Below are 15,986 nucleotides of genomic sequence, written 5' to 3' on the forward strand. Positions count from 1 at the left end.
GTCTATAAAGTGGTGAGCTTGACATGGGCATGATGAGTTTTATTTGAATATACAAATAATTAACGAAGTCGCTGGGAAATGCAATATTTAGATAAGGCTTTGCGATCATCATCGGCCAAAACTGTGAATTGGTGAAGCAGCTATCGACGACAAAGGGTCAGTGTCACGGTAAGATGGCGTCGTAACTTGTGTTGTAAATAGTAACCTGTGTTGTAAATGGTAACTTGTGGTTTAAATAATAAAGAGAAAATGCGATGACAGCTCCAACAGAAATGACTTTTTTCGCTCGTTTTGAAGCGGATATTTTGGCGAAAAAGAAAGTGATCACCATTCGTGATGAGAGCGAAAAGCACTACCAAGTTGGCTCTATTGTCGAGGTGAGTACGTTGGAAGAGGGACGAAAGTTCTGCCGCTTGTTAATCAATAAGGTTGAACCGATCCTATTTAGCGAATTAAGCCACTACCATGCAGAGCAAGAAAATATGTCACTCACGACACTGAAAGAGGTGATTCAAGACATTTATCCCAATATTGAACAGTTGTATGTAATTCACTATCAACTGGTTGAAGAGAAAGCTCTGGAAAAAGATCACGCTTAAAAATAATAACGCCAATCAATCACGATTGGCGTTATTGCTGTTTGCCTCAAGACAGTGTCACGACGATTTCATTATAAAACGCAGCAACAGTAATGAGGTTAGTCACGCTTCCACAGAATGTGGCAGAACTTTTGGTCTGGGTCGCGGCTAACGAGCATTCTTGCAAACACATCGTCTAGTACGTCGTCTTCTTCATTGACAAGACCGATCAATACTTCCGCATAAGCTTCCTTATCGACGTCAAAACCCACGTGTTGAACCCAATCATCACCAACGTCAACCAGTTCAGCTGCGCCACGGTCTTCAAATTGTGCCGTAAACAGAATGACATCAACAGGTTCTAGATTATCGGGTGCCATTTCAAGAAAGATGTCGTAAGCCGCATCAATGGCATCGTCGTAAGAAATCAAATCAGACATTATTATGCTCGGCTCATGTATTTGCGTTCAGCGGTGTTGATAATAATACGGTCGCCAGTTGCGACATATTCAGGAACCTGCACGACAAGACCAGTGCTTAAACGTGCTGGTTTTGAACGCGCAGAAGCTGAAGCACCTTTGATGGAAGGATCAGTCTCTTCAATCACAAGCTCAACAGATGAAGGGACATCTAGTGCTACCGCAACACCGTCAACGACAACCACATACATACCTTGGATTTCTTCCGTGATGAACAGTAGCTCATCTTCGATATCCGCCTGTTTAAACGTAAATTGAGTGTAATCTTCGTTATCCATGAAGATGTACTCATCACCATCAACATAAGAAAACGAAACCGCACGGCGGTTCATGTCAACGGTGTCGACAAAGTCATCGGCTTTTAAACGCTCATCAACGCGAGCGCCAGTGTTCAAATCAGTACAACGTAGTTTGTAGATTTTAGAACCACCGCGGCCACCAGGAGTGGTCACTTCGATGTCTTTGATCAATAGCGTCTTGCCACCAGAAATAATAGCAAACCCTTTTTTTAATTCATTCGCCTTTGGCATGGAATTTTTCCTTCATACTTAGTTTCGGCGCATTATACCTTGCCGTTTTCGAAAAGGAATATCTTGATTGATTGCTTTGCATAGTAGAACATGACCGCGTGTACTTTTTCTTAAATTAACTAACGCTTTTTGCTATGTATTTATCGGTTATTGACCCAAAACAACCCTTTCAGGCTGAATATCAAGCGGCTATCGATGATCTCATCAAGTTTCTGCGTGCCGGGTTAGGTGACAATCTACATAGTCTTTACCTTTATGGCAGTGTGGCGCGCAGAACTGCGCGTTATGGGCGCTCCAATTTGGATGTAGTGTTGGTGACGCACCGTGATTTCTCCGAGCAACGAGCAACTCTGCTAAATACGATAAAATGGCGATTTCAGAAAAGTTTCCCACATATCACCGAAGTCTCGATCAAAACTGCACTCGTGAGCGAGGTAGCCACTTTAGAGAGCATTTTTACGTGGGGATTTATGTTGCGCCATTGTTGCGTTTGCATCTTGGGTGATGATCTGGCGGAATGCTTTGGCGATTTCGAACCCAGTTGGGAAATAGCTAAACACTGGAATATGGACATCGCAGATTGGGTCTTTTTTTACCGTGATAAAATTGCAAAAACCAGTTCTGAAAGCGAACAGAGCAAGGCGCAAGTAGCCATTGCCAAGAAATTACTGCGCGCCAGTTATTCTTTGATTATGTATCGTGACAAAAATTGGTTTGATGATCCTATCGAATGCGGGCAGCAGTTTTTACGTTATCACCCGGAGAAAAAAATCGACATTGAGAGATTGGGTATTTTGCTCTCTGGGCGAGTGATCGCCAAACGCTCAGTGATTGGAATTCTAGACAGTTATGGGCAATGGCTTGCAAAGCAGTATCAAAAAACAGAGTTTCGGATTGGTTAACCGCTGGCTAGATCGTCGTACTTCTTAAAATAACCCAAGTTGTGGCTGGCTGAGCTGTTCGAAATTCAAGCTAACAAAAGGCAAAATGGCTTCTGCGACTGGCTGCAATTGTTTATCGATATAGTGCTGATAATCGATAGGACTTTTTAAATACTCTTTAGGCTCAGGGCCATTCAGTGTGATGAGGTATTCGATACGACCTCGATTTTGATATTGCAATGGTCGGCCTAACTGCTGGTTTATCGTATCAGCAAGTCGTGCGGCTCTTACTTGTGGTGGTACGTTTTTTTGGTATTCATGCAGCTTGCGACGCAACCGTTTTTGGTACACGAGCTCATGGTCGAGTTGACCGGTTTGAGTTTGCTCAACGATTTCACGAATAAACGCCGCAGGGTCTTCACCATTAAAAATCATCGAATAAAGTTGGTGCTGAAAGCGTTGTGCGAGCGGAGTCCAGTCCGTTCTTGCACTCTCTAGGCCTTTAAAAATTAGCCGCTCGTTTTCGCCTTCACCGATCAATCCCGCATAGCGTTTTTTTGACCCCGTTTCTGAACCTCGGATGGTTGGCATCAGAAACTTTCGGTAGTGGGTTTCGTATTCCAATTCCAGCATCGATTCCAATCGGTACTCTTCACGCAAGTGGGTCGTCCACCATTGATTGATGTGTTCAACCAGTTGTTTTCCTACGCGATCCGCTTGCTGCTGTGAATATTGACCACCTAAAGAGACAAAGGTTGAGTCGGTATCACCATAAATCACCTGATAGCCTTGCGCCTCAATTAACTTTTTAGTTTGCTTCATGATCTCGTGTCCGCGCATGGTAATACTGGACGCCAAACGAGTATCAAAAAAACGACAACCTGACGATCCAAGTACACCGTAGAAAGAGTTCATGATGATTTTTATCGCTTGTGAAAAGGCTTTGTTATTGTTCTTTTTCGCCACATCACGCGCAGCCCACAATTTCTCGATCATCTCTGGAAGAAAATGTTTGGTGCGGTGAAATTGACCGCCACGAAATCCCGTTACCGCTTGATTATCCTCTTTGCCAATCGGAATTTTTAGCCCTTCAATCAAGCCAAGTGGGTCAATTAAAAATGAACGAATGATCGAGGGATATAAGCTTTTAAAATCAAGAAGTAACACAGAGTCGTAGAGGTTAGGGATGGAGTCCATCACATAGCCTCCGGGGCTTGCGACCCAATTTTCGGAGTGTAAGTTAGGCGCGATGTAACCCGCGCGATGCAATTGAGGTAAATAGAGATTGGTAAAGGCGGCGACAGAACCGCCGACGCGATCTAGCTCCACACCCGTGAGACGGGAACGTTCAATGGCGAAATCCAGCAAATGGGTATGTTCAAAGATTTTATTCACTAACACACAATCTTGTAGGTTGTATTTCGCCAGTGAAGGTTTGTCTTTTTTAAACATACGGTTGATTTCATCCATCCGATCATGGGCGTTGTGAATCGCTTTTCCTTCGCCTAATAGCTCCCTTGATACTGATTCCAATGACCAAGAACGAAATTGGTAAGTGGCTGTTTTTAATGTATCAATTCCATCCAATACTACTCGCCCGGGAATGGTAATAAACCCTTGCTGATTCTGGTTTGAACTACGAAAAAAACTGTGCTGTTTGCCGCGACCAATCGCAAGTTTTAACTTATGCCACTCGGCTCTTTTATGGAGTAAGCGAAAATCAAAATCAATCACGCTCCAGCCAATTATTACATCAGGGTCGAACTCAGTGAACCAATCGATGAGAGCGTTGAGCAATGCGTATTCGTCTTTCACCCACTGAATTGGGGTATCGCAAGGCTCGGGCTCACCAATCATGATTACGCGGCTGTCCATTGGGCTATCAAAACCAATCGAATAGAGAATGCCTTTTTCAGAGCATTCTAAATCCAGCGAAACCACTTTCAGATGAGGAAGATAGTTGCCCGGTCGACATTTCGCCTGTTCTATTTTTGAATGGGAAAACGTCTGGGTAAGCCGTCCAGTGAATTCAATGCTGCCTTTAAGAAAACGCTCCATAAGAAAGCGGTCGGCAAGCTTAATATCATCTTCTAACGTCAGAATATGATGTTGCTTTAGTAGTGCCGAAAACTCAGCATGCGTTTGAATCGTTTGACAATAACAACCCGCTAGGAGGGTATGTTCAAAATCTTCCAAATCCAATGTTTTTAATTCGATAGAGAGCTGCCGCTCTAACGCTAATTTTTGCGCTTGTGGCACATCTTTCTGTGGTATGAAGAAAACGGGTTTTTCACCACGGATAATCAGTTGGGTTGGACCTTGAGGCGTACTCAACCACAACTCAATATGAGTCGAGCCATGAAGGTCTCTTGCATGGCGAGTAAGTAAAAAACCGTGTTGAATAACCAAGCGTAATAAATCCAAATAGTCGTAACCTTGGGGGAGGGCATCATATCAGAGCTACGAGGTAAATAACGAATTTCAGTGAGGTGAGTAAGCGGGCGATGGAGATCAAATAACCGTTAATTGGTATGGTGTATGCATTTTAACTTTATGATTTGTTTTGGTTTTGTATTTTTATGAGGCTGGTTGCATTTTTATGTTTAGGTTCAAATTTGTCAAAAAATCATGTAAAAGTCGTGCGGCATCTCTGCTAATATAATTAAGCTTTTGATTTGTTAATGGATTCTCATTGGATGATTAGCCGAACAAATAAGTACTTGCCAAATTTGGGGTTTGAGCACATATTCAGTGTGAGTAAAAACCAATGTTAAGTTAATTACCCGATTGTGAGTTAATTTCCAATTGTGAGCTAATTAATGTGGGCCGCGATGCTGCTATCCACGATTCAGTGGGTGCAGAGCCAATAGATGAGTGTGGAGATACAAGTTTGATAAGTGTTTTCCTTGTAGATGATCACGAGCTGGTTCGCACAGGGATACGACGTATTATTGAAGACGTCCGTGGAATGAACGTAGTAGGGGAAGCTGACAGCGGTGAAGAAGCAGTAAAATGGTGTCGCACTAATCATGTCGACGTTATTTTAATGGATATGAACATGCCTGGTATCGGCGGTTTGGAAGCGACAAAAAAAATTCTGCGCTTTAATCCAGATGTGAAAATCATCGTGTTAACGGTTCATACGGAAAATCCATTTCCGACCAAAGTGATGCAAGCTGGAGCCGCGGGTTATTTAACCAAAGGTGCAGGCCCAGATGAAATGGTCAACGCGATTCGCATTGTGAATAGCGGGCAGCGTTATATCTCGCCTGAAATCGCACAGCAAATGGCATTAAGCCAATTCTCGCCAGCTTCTGACAATCCATTTGCTGATCTCTCGGAAAGAGAGCTGCAGATTATGATGATGATTACCAAAGGGCAAAAAGTGACGGATATTTCCGAGCAACTTAGTCTTAGCCCCAAAACAGTAAATAGCTATCGCTATCGACTGTTTAGTAAGTTAGCGATCAGCGGTGATGTTGAACTGACCCATTTAGCTATTCGACACGGAATGTTAGACACCGAGACGCTTTAGTGACTTCTTTGTTCGACTCGGTCGCTTTTCTTAAAACCGTTACCCATCAGCCCGGCGTTTATCGAATGTATAACGCCGAGGCTGATATCATCTATGTTGGCAAAGCCAAAGACCTCAAAAAACGCCTTTCTAGCTACTTTCGAAAAACAATCGACAGTGAGAAAACGCGCGCGTTAGTCAGCCATATCAATAAAATTGATGTCACCGTTACTCACACTGAAACGGAAGCGTTGATCCTTGAACATAATTACATCAAGCAATATTTGCCTAAATACAATGTGCTGCTGCGAGACGATAAATCTTACCCGTATATTTTTATTAGTGGGCATAAGCACCCTCGTTTGTCGTTGCACCGTGGCGCGAAAAAGCGCAAAGGTGAGTATTTTGGTCCATATCCTGATTCTGGTGCGGTTCGAGAGTCGTTACACCTCATCCAAAAAATATTTCCGGTAAGACAATGTGAAGATACCGTCTATAGCAATCGGACTCGTCCTTGCCTGATGTATCAAATTGGCCGCTGCGCTGCACCTTGTGTGAGTCATATCATTGCGGATGAAGAGTATGCTGAATTGGTTAATTATGTTCGATTGTTTTTGCAAGGCAAAGATAACCAAGTACTTGAAACATTAGTGCAAAAAATGGAACAAGCCAGCCAAGCACTGCAGTTTGAAAATGCCGCTAAATTTAGAGACCAGATCCAAGCCATTCGAAGAGTCCAAGAACAACAGTTTGTTTCTGAAGAGACGATGGATGATATGGATGTATTGGGATTTGCCCAAGAAAATGGCATCGCTTGCATCCATATTTTGATGATCCGCCAAGGTAAAATATTGGGTAGTCGTAGTCATTTTCCTAAAATTCCGGCTAACACGACTCAAGAAGAGGTGTTTGATGGCTTTTTAGGGCAGTATTATTTAAGTCACAATGAAGCGCGTACGATCCCAAGTAGAGTGATCTTAAATGCGGGTCTGCTAGAGGATGAAAAGCCGCTGCAAGCAGCCTTACAGACCTTGGTCGGACGTAAAGTTTCTTTCCACATCAGCCCAACAGGTGTGCGTGCCCAATATTTAAAATTGGCTAATACCAATGCATTGAGTGCAATAACGGCTAAGATTAACCATAGAATGACGATCAACCAGCGCTTTAAAGCACTTCAATCTGTTTTAGGGTTGGATAGCATAGAGCGTATGGAGTGTTTTGATATTTCGCACACCATGGGAGAGAGCACGATCGCCTCATGCGTGATATTTAACCAAGAAGGGCCTGTTAAACCAGAATACCGCCGTTATAACATCACGGGAATTACTGGTGGGGATGATTACGCTGCAATGGGACAAGTGTTAGATAAGCGGTATTCCAAGCAGCTTGACGTGGAAAAAATCCCCGATGTCATTTTCATTGATGGTGGTAAAGGGCAATTGAATCGAGCTTTGCAGATCATCTCTAGCCATTGGCAAGATTGGCCGAAAAGGCCGGTGATGATTGGTATCGCCAAAGGTGTTACCCGCAAACCGGGGCTAGAAACGTTGATTACAACCGATGGCGATGAATTTAACCTGCCAAGTGATGCGCCAGCTTTGCATTTGATTCAGCATATTCGCGATGAAAGTCATAATCACGCCATTGCTGGGCATAGAGCCAAACGAGGTAAAACACGGCGTACCAGTACATTGGAAGGCATAGAAGGGGTTGGGCCTAAACGCCGGCAAGCACTGCTGAAATATATGGGAGGGCTGCAAGAGCTAAAGAGAGCCACTGTTGAAGAAATCGCCAAAGTGCCCGGTATTAGCCATTCTTTAGCTGAAAACATTTATCAAGCATTGAAACAATAAGAAAAATAACGCAACATAACCGCGCAATCGATAAGAGCCTATAAATATGCGTTTGAATATTCCTAATATTTTGTCTTTATTACGACTTTTCCTTATCCCAGTATTTGTCGTTGTTTTCTATCTGCCTTACGGCTGGGGCCCTTTTGCTGCGGCAATGGTGTTTTGGGTAGCGGGTTTTACCGATTGGTTAGATGGCATGCTTGCGCGAAAACTTGGGCAAACCTCTCGCTTTGGTGCTTTTATCGACCCAGTAGCGGATAAAGTGCTCGTTGCGACGGCTCTTATCTTGATCACCGACCATTACCACAGTCTCTGGATAACGATTCCAGCCGTGACAATGATTGCCCGTGAAATCATCATTTCTGCGTTGCGAGAATGGATGGCGGAAATTGGTAAACGAGCCAGTGTGGCCGTTTCATGGGTTGGGAAGGTTAAGACGCTCACCCAAATGTTTGCATTGTGGGTACTGATTTGGCGTCATGATGATTGGATGGTGTGGGTCGGCTATGCAGCGTTATACATCGCAACCATTTTGACCTATTGGTCAATGGTTCAATACTTGGCGGCAGCTAAAGACGACCTCCTCAATGCAGAACATCATTAAGAAACGGGCTTAGGCCCGTTTTTTTGTTCCTCCAATTTCTACAATCCCTTTCACAACATGCATTATTGCTTCAGTTAAAGCACAGTTATCTCGTGTAAAAGGTGGTGAATTTTGCTATCAAATTCACCAGATTTGTCCTTTTTGAATGTAAAATAGCCAAACGGTTTAAAAACTAAAAAAATAATATTGACTCATCGAATCGAATGCGTAGAATGCATCCCGTACTTGAGAGGAACGGAAGAAACAACCCAACCCCTTGATGTTACAGGGGCGCGTTGGCAGAGGGGCTATGCAGCGGATTGCAAATCCGTGGACCTCGGTTCGACTCCGGGACGCGCCTCCATTGCGACACTAGCTCAGTTGGTAGAGCGCAACCTTGCCAAGGTTGAGGTCACGAGTTCGAACCTCGTGTGTCGCTCCAAATTTTGAGGTGTTGAACTTAACGTTCAGTATCTAAAGATGGTGTTACTAAATTTTGTAAACAGCATCGCAATGCAGAATTGCGTGCCCTGGTGGTGAAATTGGTAGACACAAGGGATTTAAAATCCCTCGACTTTCGAGTCGTGCCGGTTCAAGTCCGGCCCGGGGCACCATCTTTTCACTGCTTATGCAGTATGCGACACTAGCTCAGTTGGTAGAGCGCAACCTTGCCAAGGTTGAGGTCACGAGTTCGAACCTCGTGTGTCGCTCCAAATTAAAGCCCTAGCGGAAATGCTGGGGCTTTTTCATCTCTGTCTCACAGCCAGTTTACAAGCAACGATATCGTTTTAGAGCAACCTTGCCAAGGTTGAGGTCACGCTTTTAGTTCAAAAGAAAGCGAACCTCGTGTGTCGCTCCAAATTAAAGCCCTAGCAGAAATTGGGTAAATCCCCTACGTTCACTATATTCGTTGACGGTTTCGGACGTGAAATTGAAATATTTTAAGCAAAGCCATCACCATCAAAACAGCAATGCTTCAATTTATGGTCAAATCTCGCATCGTTTTTACTCTCCATCCCCAATTCTAGAATGTTAATAATTTGATAAAGCAACCTTTATCTTGAGTTGTTATTATTTTGTGAAGTGAAATTTCGGCCTGCTTCACATAATTTTCGTGCCAACATTTAATTTATGGTGTGAATTATTTGCAAAAGCGTGATTTATATAAACTTATCAACAACCCATTCATGGGAACGATTCCCAATGTGACATTGATCTATTTTTACATTGATTCAGTGAATGTAAACTCCATCCCCGTCAGCAACGTTAAGGGAATATATAAGCAGTGGTTGCTGAGCAATAAAAGAGATTGAGCTGTTCATGATTACCAAAGTAGCGTGCTATTTTCCCCGGTGAAATTGAGCCTAACTCATTAATTTTATTGCCTATATCTCAGGATGAGATTCAAGGTGTCAAGCACCAACATAATGATAATGATGACCATAAGGTCGATGGAGTATAAAAAATGAATTTTGCTACCTCTGGTAAACTTTCTCTTGCCGCAATTCTAATTTCAGCCGCACTACAAGCAAACGCAGGTATCAGTGTTGAAGGTGAACAAGGTGTTTTCTCAATCGGCGGTGATGTTGAGTTTGACATTAACTTCCGTGACAGTAATACAAAGAACGCACAAAAATTAAATCAAGACGGCCGTCTTTTGGTTCTAATCGCTGGCGAGCGCAGTGTGAGTGGCGACCGTTATATCAAAGCACAAGCACAGCCACTACTTAAAACAACGGGTGATGTTGACCTTGATGATGCATGGATTGCATTTGGCCAAGCGAATAACTGGGAACTGAAAGTAGGTCGCTATGAAGCGTTTGACCTATTCCCAGTTGGTCAAGATACTATGCTTGAATACGCTAATGCCGACAAGCCGCAAGAGTTTGCTAATGGCGATGTATACCGTGCGAATAAGGCTCGTGGCCGTGGTGATAACGGACAAATTGGCTTTAGCAAAACGGCAGATAACCTTTATTTTGAACTCTCTACTAAATTTGAGAATGAGTCTGCAGCGGATCAGAATGCCGTATTTGTACGCCCAGTTGTTGCGTATCAAATCGTTGAATCGGTTCGTGTTGCTGCTGGTTTAGAAGCCAATCTAACTGCTGATAAAGATGATGCCGATAATGATTTCCTTGGCTACGGCGCGACGGTTAACTACTCTGCTGACGATCTTTCTATTAACGTGAACTATGCATTCCGTGATTTTGATACCAAGACGCAAGAAGACACGACCATCGGTGCTAACTTACTGTTTAAAGGCTTTGGTTTAGGTCATGTATATGGTGAAGTTGATACTGGCTCTAGCGAGAAAGTAAACACCACTTATGCTTCTTACCAATTTGCTAATGTGATGGATGTGGAAGATTTCTCTGTTTATCTAGGTACTTACTACTCGAAAGTAGACGACACAGAAAACAAAGATCTAGGCATGCGTATCCGTCTAAAATACTTCTTCTAAGTTTTAAAACTTAAGCATTAAATCTCAACTGCTTTTGATGCCTACCGTTCGGTAGGCATTTTTTGTATAAGCAGATGCGATGATTTACAGCTGTTTAAGCATCCACACATCGCAGCCGTTGTGCTCAGTGCCGTCCATTGGTCGATCCAAATGTATAAATCCGAGCTTTTCATATAACTGAATGGCGGATGTCATACTAGATAACGTATCCAAATAGCAAGATTGATAACCTGCATTTTGAGCAAATGATAGGCATGCTTCACTGAGCATTTTTCCTAGCCCACAACCGCGACTTTCTGGTAATAAGAAGAGTTTTTTTAGCTCACAGATCCGTTGGCTATGATGAAAGGCTGCAATACCTGCTCCACCGACAATGATGCCGTCACGTTTGGCTACCAGATAAAGGCTGCTGCTCTCTTGCGTGTAATGTTGACTCATGTTTTCCACTTCAGCATCAGATGGGCCAAAACCCTCACCGATGGCTCCAAATTCAGCACCTACAGATTGGATAATTTTACAAATGTCCGGATCATCTTGTGGTTTGATTGGTGTTATCGTGATGTTCATCGTTTCTTCTTAAAAATAGTCATGTTTTTATTATTGTTTGGGGGGGGGGAGGTAATATCAAGAGAGCGGCAAAAAATAATGCCGTTTTTTTGTTCAAGAGCAAGCCTCAGTATCATTTCAATTTGGCTTTAGAGGTGGCTTTCGATACTATGTGCAGCTATCTGAAAAATACAAAAACATCCTATACGGACACTACCTACAGGTAGATGAGGAAACGATGCAACATCTAGAAGAGATTATTGCTAATGCGACCGCAGCGATTAATGCTGCCGATTCGCTAGTCGCACTTGATGAAGTGCGTGTTCAGTACTTGGGTAAAAAAGGTGAGTTAACCACTCAGCTACAGAGCCTAGGTAAATTGCCACCCGAAGAACGTCGCGCTGCAGGTCAAGAGATCAACGTTGCGAAAGAGACAGTGCAACACGCCATTGCTACGCGTAAAGATGCTTTGCAGCGAGCAGAGTTAGAAGCCAAACTAGCGGCTGAAACGATTGACGTTACTTTGCCTGGACGCCGCATTGAAAATGGTGGCTTACACCCAGTGACTCGCACCGTTGAACGCATTGAGCAGTTCTTTGGTGAGCTTGGTTTTCATGTTGAATCTGGCCCTGAAATTGAAGACGCCTTCCACAACTTTGATGCGTTAAATATTGCTGCCGATCACCCAGCACGTACTGATCACGATACCTTCTTCTTTAATCCAGATTTAATGTTGCGTACACACACGTCAGGTGTGCAAATTCGCACTATGGAAAATGGTCAACCGCCGTTTCGTTTTATTGCGCCGGGCCGCGTATATCGTAATGACTACGACCAAACACACACACCAATGTTCCACCAAGTTGAAGGTATGTTGGTTGATGAGCACGTCAATTTTGCTCAGCTTAAAGGTATTTTGAACGATTTCTTATGTAACTTCTTTGAAGAAGAAGTTGAAGTGCGTTTCCGTCCTTCTTATTTCCCATTTACAGAACCTTCTGCGGAAGTGGATGTGAAGGGTAAAAATGGTAAATGGCTTGAAGTTCTAGGCTGTGGCATGGTTCACCCGAACGTTTTGCGCAGTGTTGGTATTGACCCTGAAAAATATTCTGGCTTTGCATTTGGTATGGGTGTTGAGCGTTTAACGATGCTTCGTTATGGCGTCAACGACCTACGCGCGTTCTTTGAGAACGATCTGCGCTTCCTCAAACAATTCAAGTAATTCAAGGGTAAACACAATGAAATTCAGCGAATCATGGCTTCGTGAGTGGGTTAACCCTGCGGTTACGACTGACGAACTTACACATCAAATTACAATGGCAGGCTTGGAAGTCGATGACGTTCTTGCTGTCGCCGGTGAATTTACTGGCGTCAAAGTGGGTCACGTTGTGGAATGTGGTCAACATCCGGATGCCGACAAACTGCGTGTAACGAAAGTTGACGTGGGTGAAGAAGAACTGCTTGATATCGTTTGTGGTGCAGCAAACTGCCGCCAAGGCTTAAAAGTGGCGGTAGCGACTGTTGGTGCGGTACTGCCCGGCGATTTCAAGATTAAAAAAGCAAAATTACGTGGTCAACCTTCTCACGGCATGCTTTGTTCATTCAGTGAGCTAGGGATTGATGTTGAATCCGCTGGCATTATGGAGCTTGCAGAAGATGCCATCGTTGGTACTGATTTCCGCGAATTCCTAAGCTTAGATGATGTGACTATTGATGTCGATTTGACCGCGAACCGCGCAGATTGCTTTAGTATTCGTGGCCTTGCTCGTGAAGTAGGTGTATTGAACCGCATTGATGTCACTGAGCCATCGGTCATCGCTATTCCTACTTCAATTGAAGATAAAGTCTCTATTGAAGTGAAAGCACCGGCCGCTTGTCCGCGTTATCTTGGTCGCGTGGTTAAAAACATTAATGTTCAAGCCCAAACACCGCTTTGGATGCAAGAGAAGTTACGCCGTTGTGGTCTACGTTCAATTGATCCAGTGGTTGATATCACTAACTATATCTTGCTTGAACAAGGCCAACCGATGCATGCCTTTGATCTTGCCAAGATCGAAGGCGGTATTGTTGTTCGTATGGCCGAGCAGGATGAAAAACTTACGCTACTCGATGGTACAGAAGCTAAGTTGAATGTTGATACGCTGGTTGTTGCCGATCACAATAAAGCATTAGCCATTGCGGGCATTTTTGGTGGTGAAGGTTCAGGCGTTAGCTCAGAAACCCAAGATGTACTGCTTGAGTGTGCTTTCTTTGCACCAGACCATATCCGCGGTCGTGCTCGTAGCTATGGCCTACATACTGATTCATCCATGCGTTTTGAGCGCGGTGTTGACTACGCGTTGCAAGCCAGTGCGATGGAACGAGCGACTCAGCTGCTGGTTGATATTTGTGGCGGTGAAGTTGCACCTGTGGTTAGTGTTGAGTCTGAAACGGATTTACCTAAACCAAATCAAGTCACACTTCGTCGCACTAAACTGGACAGTTTGCTTGGTCATCACATTGCGGATGCTGATGTGGTTGAAATCCTAAAACGTTTAGGTATGAGTGTTGAGAGTTGCGCAGAAAGTTGGGTTGCTACCGCGCCAACGTGGCGTTTTGATATCGCGATTGAGCAAGATTTGATTGAGGAAATTGGCCGTATTTACGGTTACAACAATATCCCTAATCAAGCTCCCGTTGCAGCATTGAGCATGAATGACCACCAAGAAGCAAACTTGCCACTTAAGCGTGTTCGTCATTTGTTAGTTGACCGTGGTTACCATGAAGCGATCACCTACAGCTTCGTTGAGCCAGAGCAGCAGAAACTGATTGTTCCAGATGTTGAACCACTCATTCTACCTAATCCTATTTCTGCTGATATGTCGGCGATGCGTTTGGGCTTGATCCAAGGTCTATTAAATACCGTGGTTCATAACCAGAAACGCCAGCAGCCACGCGTTCGTTTGTTTGAATATGGTTTGCGTTTTATTCCTGATGCTTCGGCAGAGAACGGTATGCGCCAAGAACCTATGCTCGCGGGGGTAATATCCGGTACTCGTGGTGAAGAGCACTGGAACATGGACACCGCAACGGTTGATTTCTTCGATCTAAAAGGTGACTTGGAAGCCATTCTTGATTTAACCGCCAACGGCAAAGCTTACAGTTTTACTTCTGTTGCACACCCAGCGCTGCACCCTGGGCAATCGGCCGCCATCGTTGTCGATGGTGAGATTATTGGGGTGATAGGCACTGTTCATCCAGAGCTTGAGCGTAAGTTTGGCTTGAATGGCCGCACCATCGTATTTGAACTTGAATGGTCAGCGGTGAACACCCGTGTAATTCCAGAAGCTGCATCACTGTCTAAGTTCCCAGCGAACCGCCGTGATATAGCACTGGTTGTTGATGGCGCCATTGCTTCAGGTGATATTGTCGATGCATGTCGTAACGCTGGTGGTGAGCTTCTAAAAGAGGCGAAGCTGTTTGACGTTTATGTAGGCAAAGGGGTTGAAGAGGGCAAGAAGAGTTTAGCGATTGCGTTGATGCTTCAATCGACTGAACGTACTTTAGAAGAAGCCGATATTGCAAGCGCTGTTGAATCGATTGTGACTTCAGTAGCGGCACAGTTTGGTGCAGCCCTGCGCGACTAATTCAGAAAGTAGCCTAAGTATATTTGAGCAGGTTCAAGTTGGGCCTGCTTTTTTATATGCAATTTAGTGACAAGTTAGTGTTAAACAAGTCTATGATTTAACAGGTTATAAATTTTTTTATCAGAAATCGATATCCATTCAAAATAGTATGAAATTCTAAAAATGTTGGTCGTTATAATATAACTAACTAAATTGTCAGTGTTTTTTCTCAATCTTCGACGTCTAATTGTATAAATGCAGCCAGTATATGCGCTTATTTTGATGAAACTATTAATATTGTTGCGAATAAAAAAGTTGGCGAAAATCAGAAGCTTGGCATACACTTTTCAGGTAAAGCCGATATCTTATTGATTGGCTAAGCGAAAATGCTTTGGCGCTGCTTAGAAGCAGCAAGGTTTAACATAGCTTTGAGGGAAGTTTTATGGCGCTCACAAAGGCCGAATTGGCTGAAAACCTGTTTGAAAAGCTTGGATACAGTAAACGGGATGCCAAGGAAACGGTTGAAGTGTTTTTCGAAGAGATTCGCAAGGCGCTTGAAAGTGGCGAACAGGTAAAACTATCTGGTTTTGGTAATTTTGATCTACGAGACAAAAACGAGCGTCCGGGTCGAAACCCAAAAACAGGTGAGGATATTCCTATCTCCGCTCGACGTGTCGTAACGTTCCGCCCAGGGCAGAAATTAAAAGCCCGAGTCGAGAACATTAATGTCGAAAAATAGACCGAGCAATAGACCACGCTATGCGTGGTCTTTTTTTTGTATCGAGAAAACCCCCAGCTAGGCTGGGGGTTCCGTAAAGCTTACAGCTATAAGTCAGTTATATAACCCCTTTCAATTTGATAAAAACGTCTTGTGGTCTGGCAACTGCAAGAGTTAATTAAGAATTGAAAGGGGGTCCCAATGGGGGACGAAAAGAGCTTAGCGCACACGCGAT

General features: G+C 43.8%; 13 protein-coding genes and 4 tRNA genes. 13 read left to right on the forward strand and 4 right to left on the reverse strand.

The genetic code is table 11. The features are described 5' to 3' along the window. The first annotated feature begins 254 nt into the window (after positions 1-254). Entirely contained in the window at positions 255-599 is a 345-nt protein-coding gene (yqfB, locus tag AACT18_RS15045; protein WP_010319023.1) for a N(4)-acetylcytidine aminohydrolase, read from the forward strand. 98 nt (positions 600-697) lie between these two features. Here yqfB and AACT18_RS15050 read toward each other — a convergent pair whose 3' ends face one another. Together AACT18_RS15050 and yeiP are read right to left on the reverse strand one after the other, a co-directional pair. Beyond that, positions 698-1,018, reverse strand: a complete 321-nt coding sequence (locus tag AACT18_RS15050; protein ID WP_017048043.1) for an HI1450 family dsDNA-mimic protein — start codon at positions 1,016-1,018, stop codon at positions 698-700. Positions 1,019-1,020: 2 nt separating this feature from the next. After that, entirely contained in the window at positions 1,021-1,587 is a 567-nt protein-coding gene (gene yeiP, locus AACT18_RS15055) for an elongation factor P-like protein YeiP (protein ID WP_013856610.1), read from the reverse strand. 134 nt (positions 1,588-1,721) lie between these two features. On the opposite strand from yeiP, the gene AACT18_RS15060 reads away from it, so the two are divergent. After that, positions 1,722-2,489, forward strand: a complete 768-nt coding sequence (locus AACT18_RS15060) for a nucleotidyltransferase (RefSeq protein WP_013856611.1) — start codon at positions 1,722-1,724, stop codon at positions 2,487-2,489. A gap of 24 nt (positions 2,490-2,513) precedes the next feature. Here the strand turns inward: AACT18_RS15060 and AACT18_RS15065 are convergent, their stop codons facing one another. Further along, the gene (locus AACT18_RS15065) at positions 2,514-4,877 is read right to left on the reverse strand and encodes a DNA polymerase II (RefSeq protein ID WP_094125747.1); all 2,364 of its coding nucleotides are present in this window, start codon (positions 4,875-4,877) and stop codon (positions 2,514-2,516) included. A gap of 481 nt (positions 4,878-5,358) precedes the next feature. Between AACT18_RS15065 and uvrY the strand changes: the two genes are divergently transcribed. From uvrY to AACT18_RS15105, 8 genes are all read left to right on the forward strand, one after another. Further along, complete coding sequence (gene uvrY / locus AACT18_RS15070; RefSeq protein WP_094125815.1) at positions 5,359-6,003, forward strand: UvrY/SirA/GacA family response regulator transcription factor; 645 nt, start codon at positions 5,359-5,361, stop codon at positions 6,001-6,003. Continuing rightward, positions 6,003-7,835 carry an excinuclease ABC subunit UvrC gene (uvrC, locus tag AACT18_RS15075; RefSeq protein ID WP_094125814.1) on the forward strand — a complete coding sequence of 611 codons (1,833 nt, stop codon included), beginning with the start codon at positions 6,003-6,005 and terminating at the stop codon, positions 7,833-7,835. Before uvrY ends, uvrC begins: the two co-directional genes overlap by 1 nt. A gap of 46 nt (positions 7,836-7,881) precedes the next feature. Then, the gene (gene pgsA / locus AACT18_RS15080) at positions 7,882-8,439 is read left to right on the forward strand and encodes a CDP-diacylglycerol--glycerol-3-phosphate 3-phosphatidyltransferase (RefSeq protein WP_013856615.1); all 558 of its coding nucleotides are present in this window, start codon (positions 7,882-7,884) and stop codon (positions 8,437-8,439) included. Positions 8,440-8,708: 269 nt separating this feature from the next. Next, positions 8,709-8,782, forward strand: a tRNA-Cys gene (locus AACT18_RS15085). 2 nt (positions 8,783-8,784) lie between these two features. Further along, positions 8,785-8,860 (forward strand) — tRNA-Gly (locus AACT18_RS15090). A gap of 85 nt (positions 8,861-8,945) precedes the next feature. Then, a tRNA-Leu gene (locus tag AACT18_RS15095) sits at positions 8,946-9,032 on the forward strand. 23 nt (positions 9,033-9,055) lie between these two features. Continuing rightward, a tRNA-Gly gene (locus AACT18_RS15100) sits at positions 9,056-9,131 on the forward strand. Between the two features lie 752 nt (positions 9,132-9,883). Continuing rightward, positions 9,884-10,882 (forward strand): carbohydrate porin, encoded by a 999-nt coding sequence (locus tag AACT18_RS15105; protein WP_094124933.1) that lies wholly within the window; start codon positions 9,884-9,886, stop codon positions 10,880-10,882. A gap of 84 nt (positions 10,883-10,966) precedes the next feature. Here AACT18_RS15105 and AACT18_RS15110 read toward each other — a convergent pair whose 3' ends face one another. Further along, positions 10,967-11,449 carry a GNAT family N-acetyltransferase gene (locus AACT18_RS15110; protein ID WP_017047007.1) on the reverse strand — a complete coding sequence of 161 codons (483 nt, stop codon included), beginning with the start codon at positions 11,447-11,449 and terminating at the stop codon, positions 10,967-10,969. Between the two features lie 217 nt (positions 11,450-11,666). Here AACT18_RS15110 and pheS point away from each other — a divergent pair, with 217 nt between their 5' ends. From pheS to ihfA, 3 genes are all read left to right on the forward strand, one after another. After that, positions 11,667-12,650, forward strand: a complete 984-nt coding sequence (pheS, locus tag AACT18_RS15115; protein ID WP_017044058.1) for a phenylalanine--tRNA ligase subunit alpha — start codon at positions 11,667-11,669, stop codon at positions 12,648-12,650. Between the two features lie 16 nt (positions 12,651-12,666). Continuing rightward, positions 12,667-15,054 (forward strand): phenylalanine--tRNA ligase subunit beta, encoded by a 2,388-nt coding sequence (gene pheT / locus AACT18_RS15120; protein ID WP_094124932.1) that lies wholly within the window; start codon positions 12,667-12,669, stop codon positions 15,052-15,054. A gap of 421 nt (positions 15,055-15,475) precedes the next feature. Continuing rightward, a complete protein-coding gene (gene ihfA, locus AACT18_RS15125; protein ID WP_010319630.1) occupies positions 15,476-15,772 on the forward strand; it encodes an integration host factor subunit alpha in 297 nt (98 codons plus the stop codon). Positions 15,773-15,986 lie beyond the last annotated feature (214 nt).

Origin of the sequence: Vibrio sp. V04_P4A5T148 (genome assembly GCF_963875605.1) — a bacterium.
Classification (GTDB): Bacteria; Pseudomonadota; Gammaproteobacteria; order Enterobacterales; family Vibrionaceae; genus Vibrio; species Vibrio anguillarum.

Coding starts and splice junctions, on each gene's coding strand:
- yqfB (WP_010319023.1), top strand. CDS start 255: ATGACAGCTCCAACAGAAATGACTTTTTTCGCTCGTTTTGAAGCGGAT.
- AACT18_RS15050 (WP_017048043.1), bottom strand. CDS start 1,018: ATGTCTGATTTGATTTCTTACGACGATGCCATTGATGCGGCTTACGAC.
- yeiP (WP_013856610.1), bottom strand. CDS start 1,587: ATGCCAAAGGCGAATGAATTAAAAAAAGGGTTTGCTATTATTTCTGGT.
- AACT18_RS15060 (WP_013856611.1), top strand. CDS start 1,722: ATGTATTTATCGGTTATTGACCCAAAACAACCCTTTCAGGCTGAATAT.
- pgsA (WP_013856615.1), top strand. CDS start 7,882: ATGCGTTTGAATATTCCTAATATTTTGTCTTTATTACGACTTTTCCTT.
- AACT18_RS15105 (WP_094124933.1), top strand. CDS start 9,884: ATGAATTTTGCTACCTCTGGTAAACTTTCTCTTGCCGCAATTCTAATT.
- AACT18_RS15110 (WP_017047007.1), bottom strand. CDS start 11,449: ATGAACATCACGATAACACCAATCAAACCACAAGATGATCCGGACATT.
- pheS (WP_017044058.1), top strand. CDS start 11,667: ATGCAACATCTAGAAGAGATTATTGCTAATGCGACCGCAGCGATTAAT.
- pheT (WP_094124932.1), top strand. CDS start 12,667: ATGAAATTCAGCGAATCATGGCTTCGTGAGTGGGTTAACCCTGCGGTT.
- ihfA (WP_010319630.1), top strand. CDS start 15,476: ATGGCGCTCACAAAGGCCGAATTGGCTGAAAACCTGTTTGAAAAGCTT.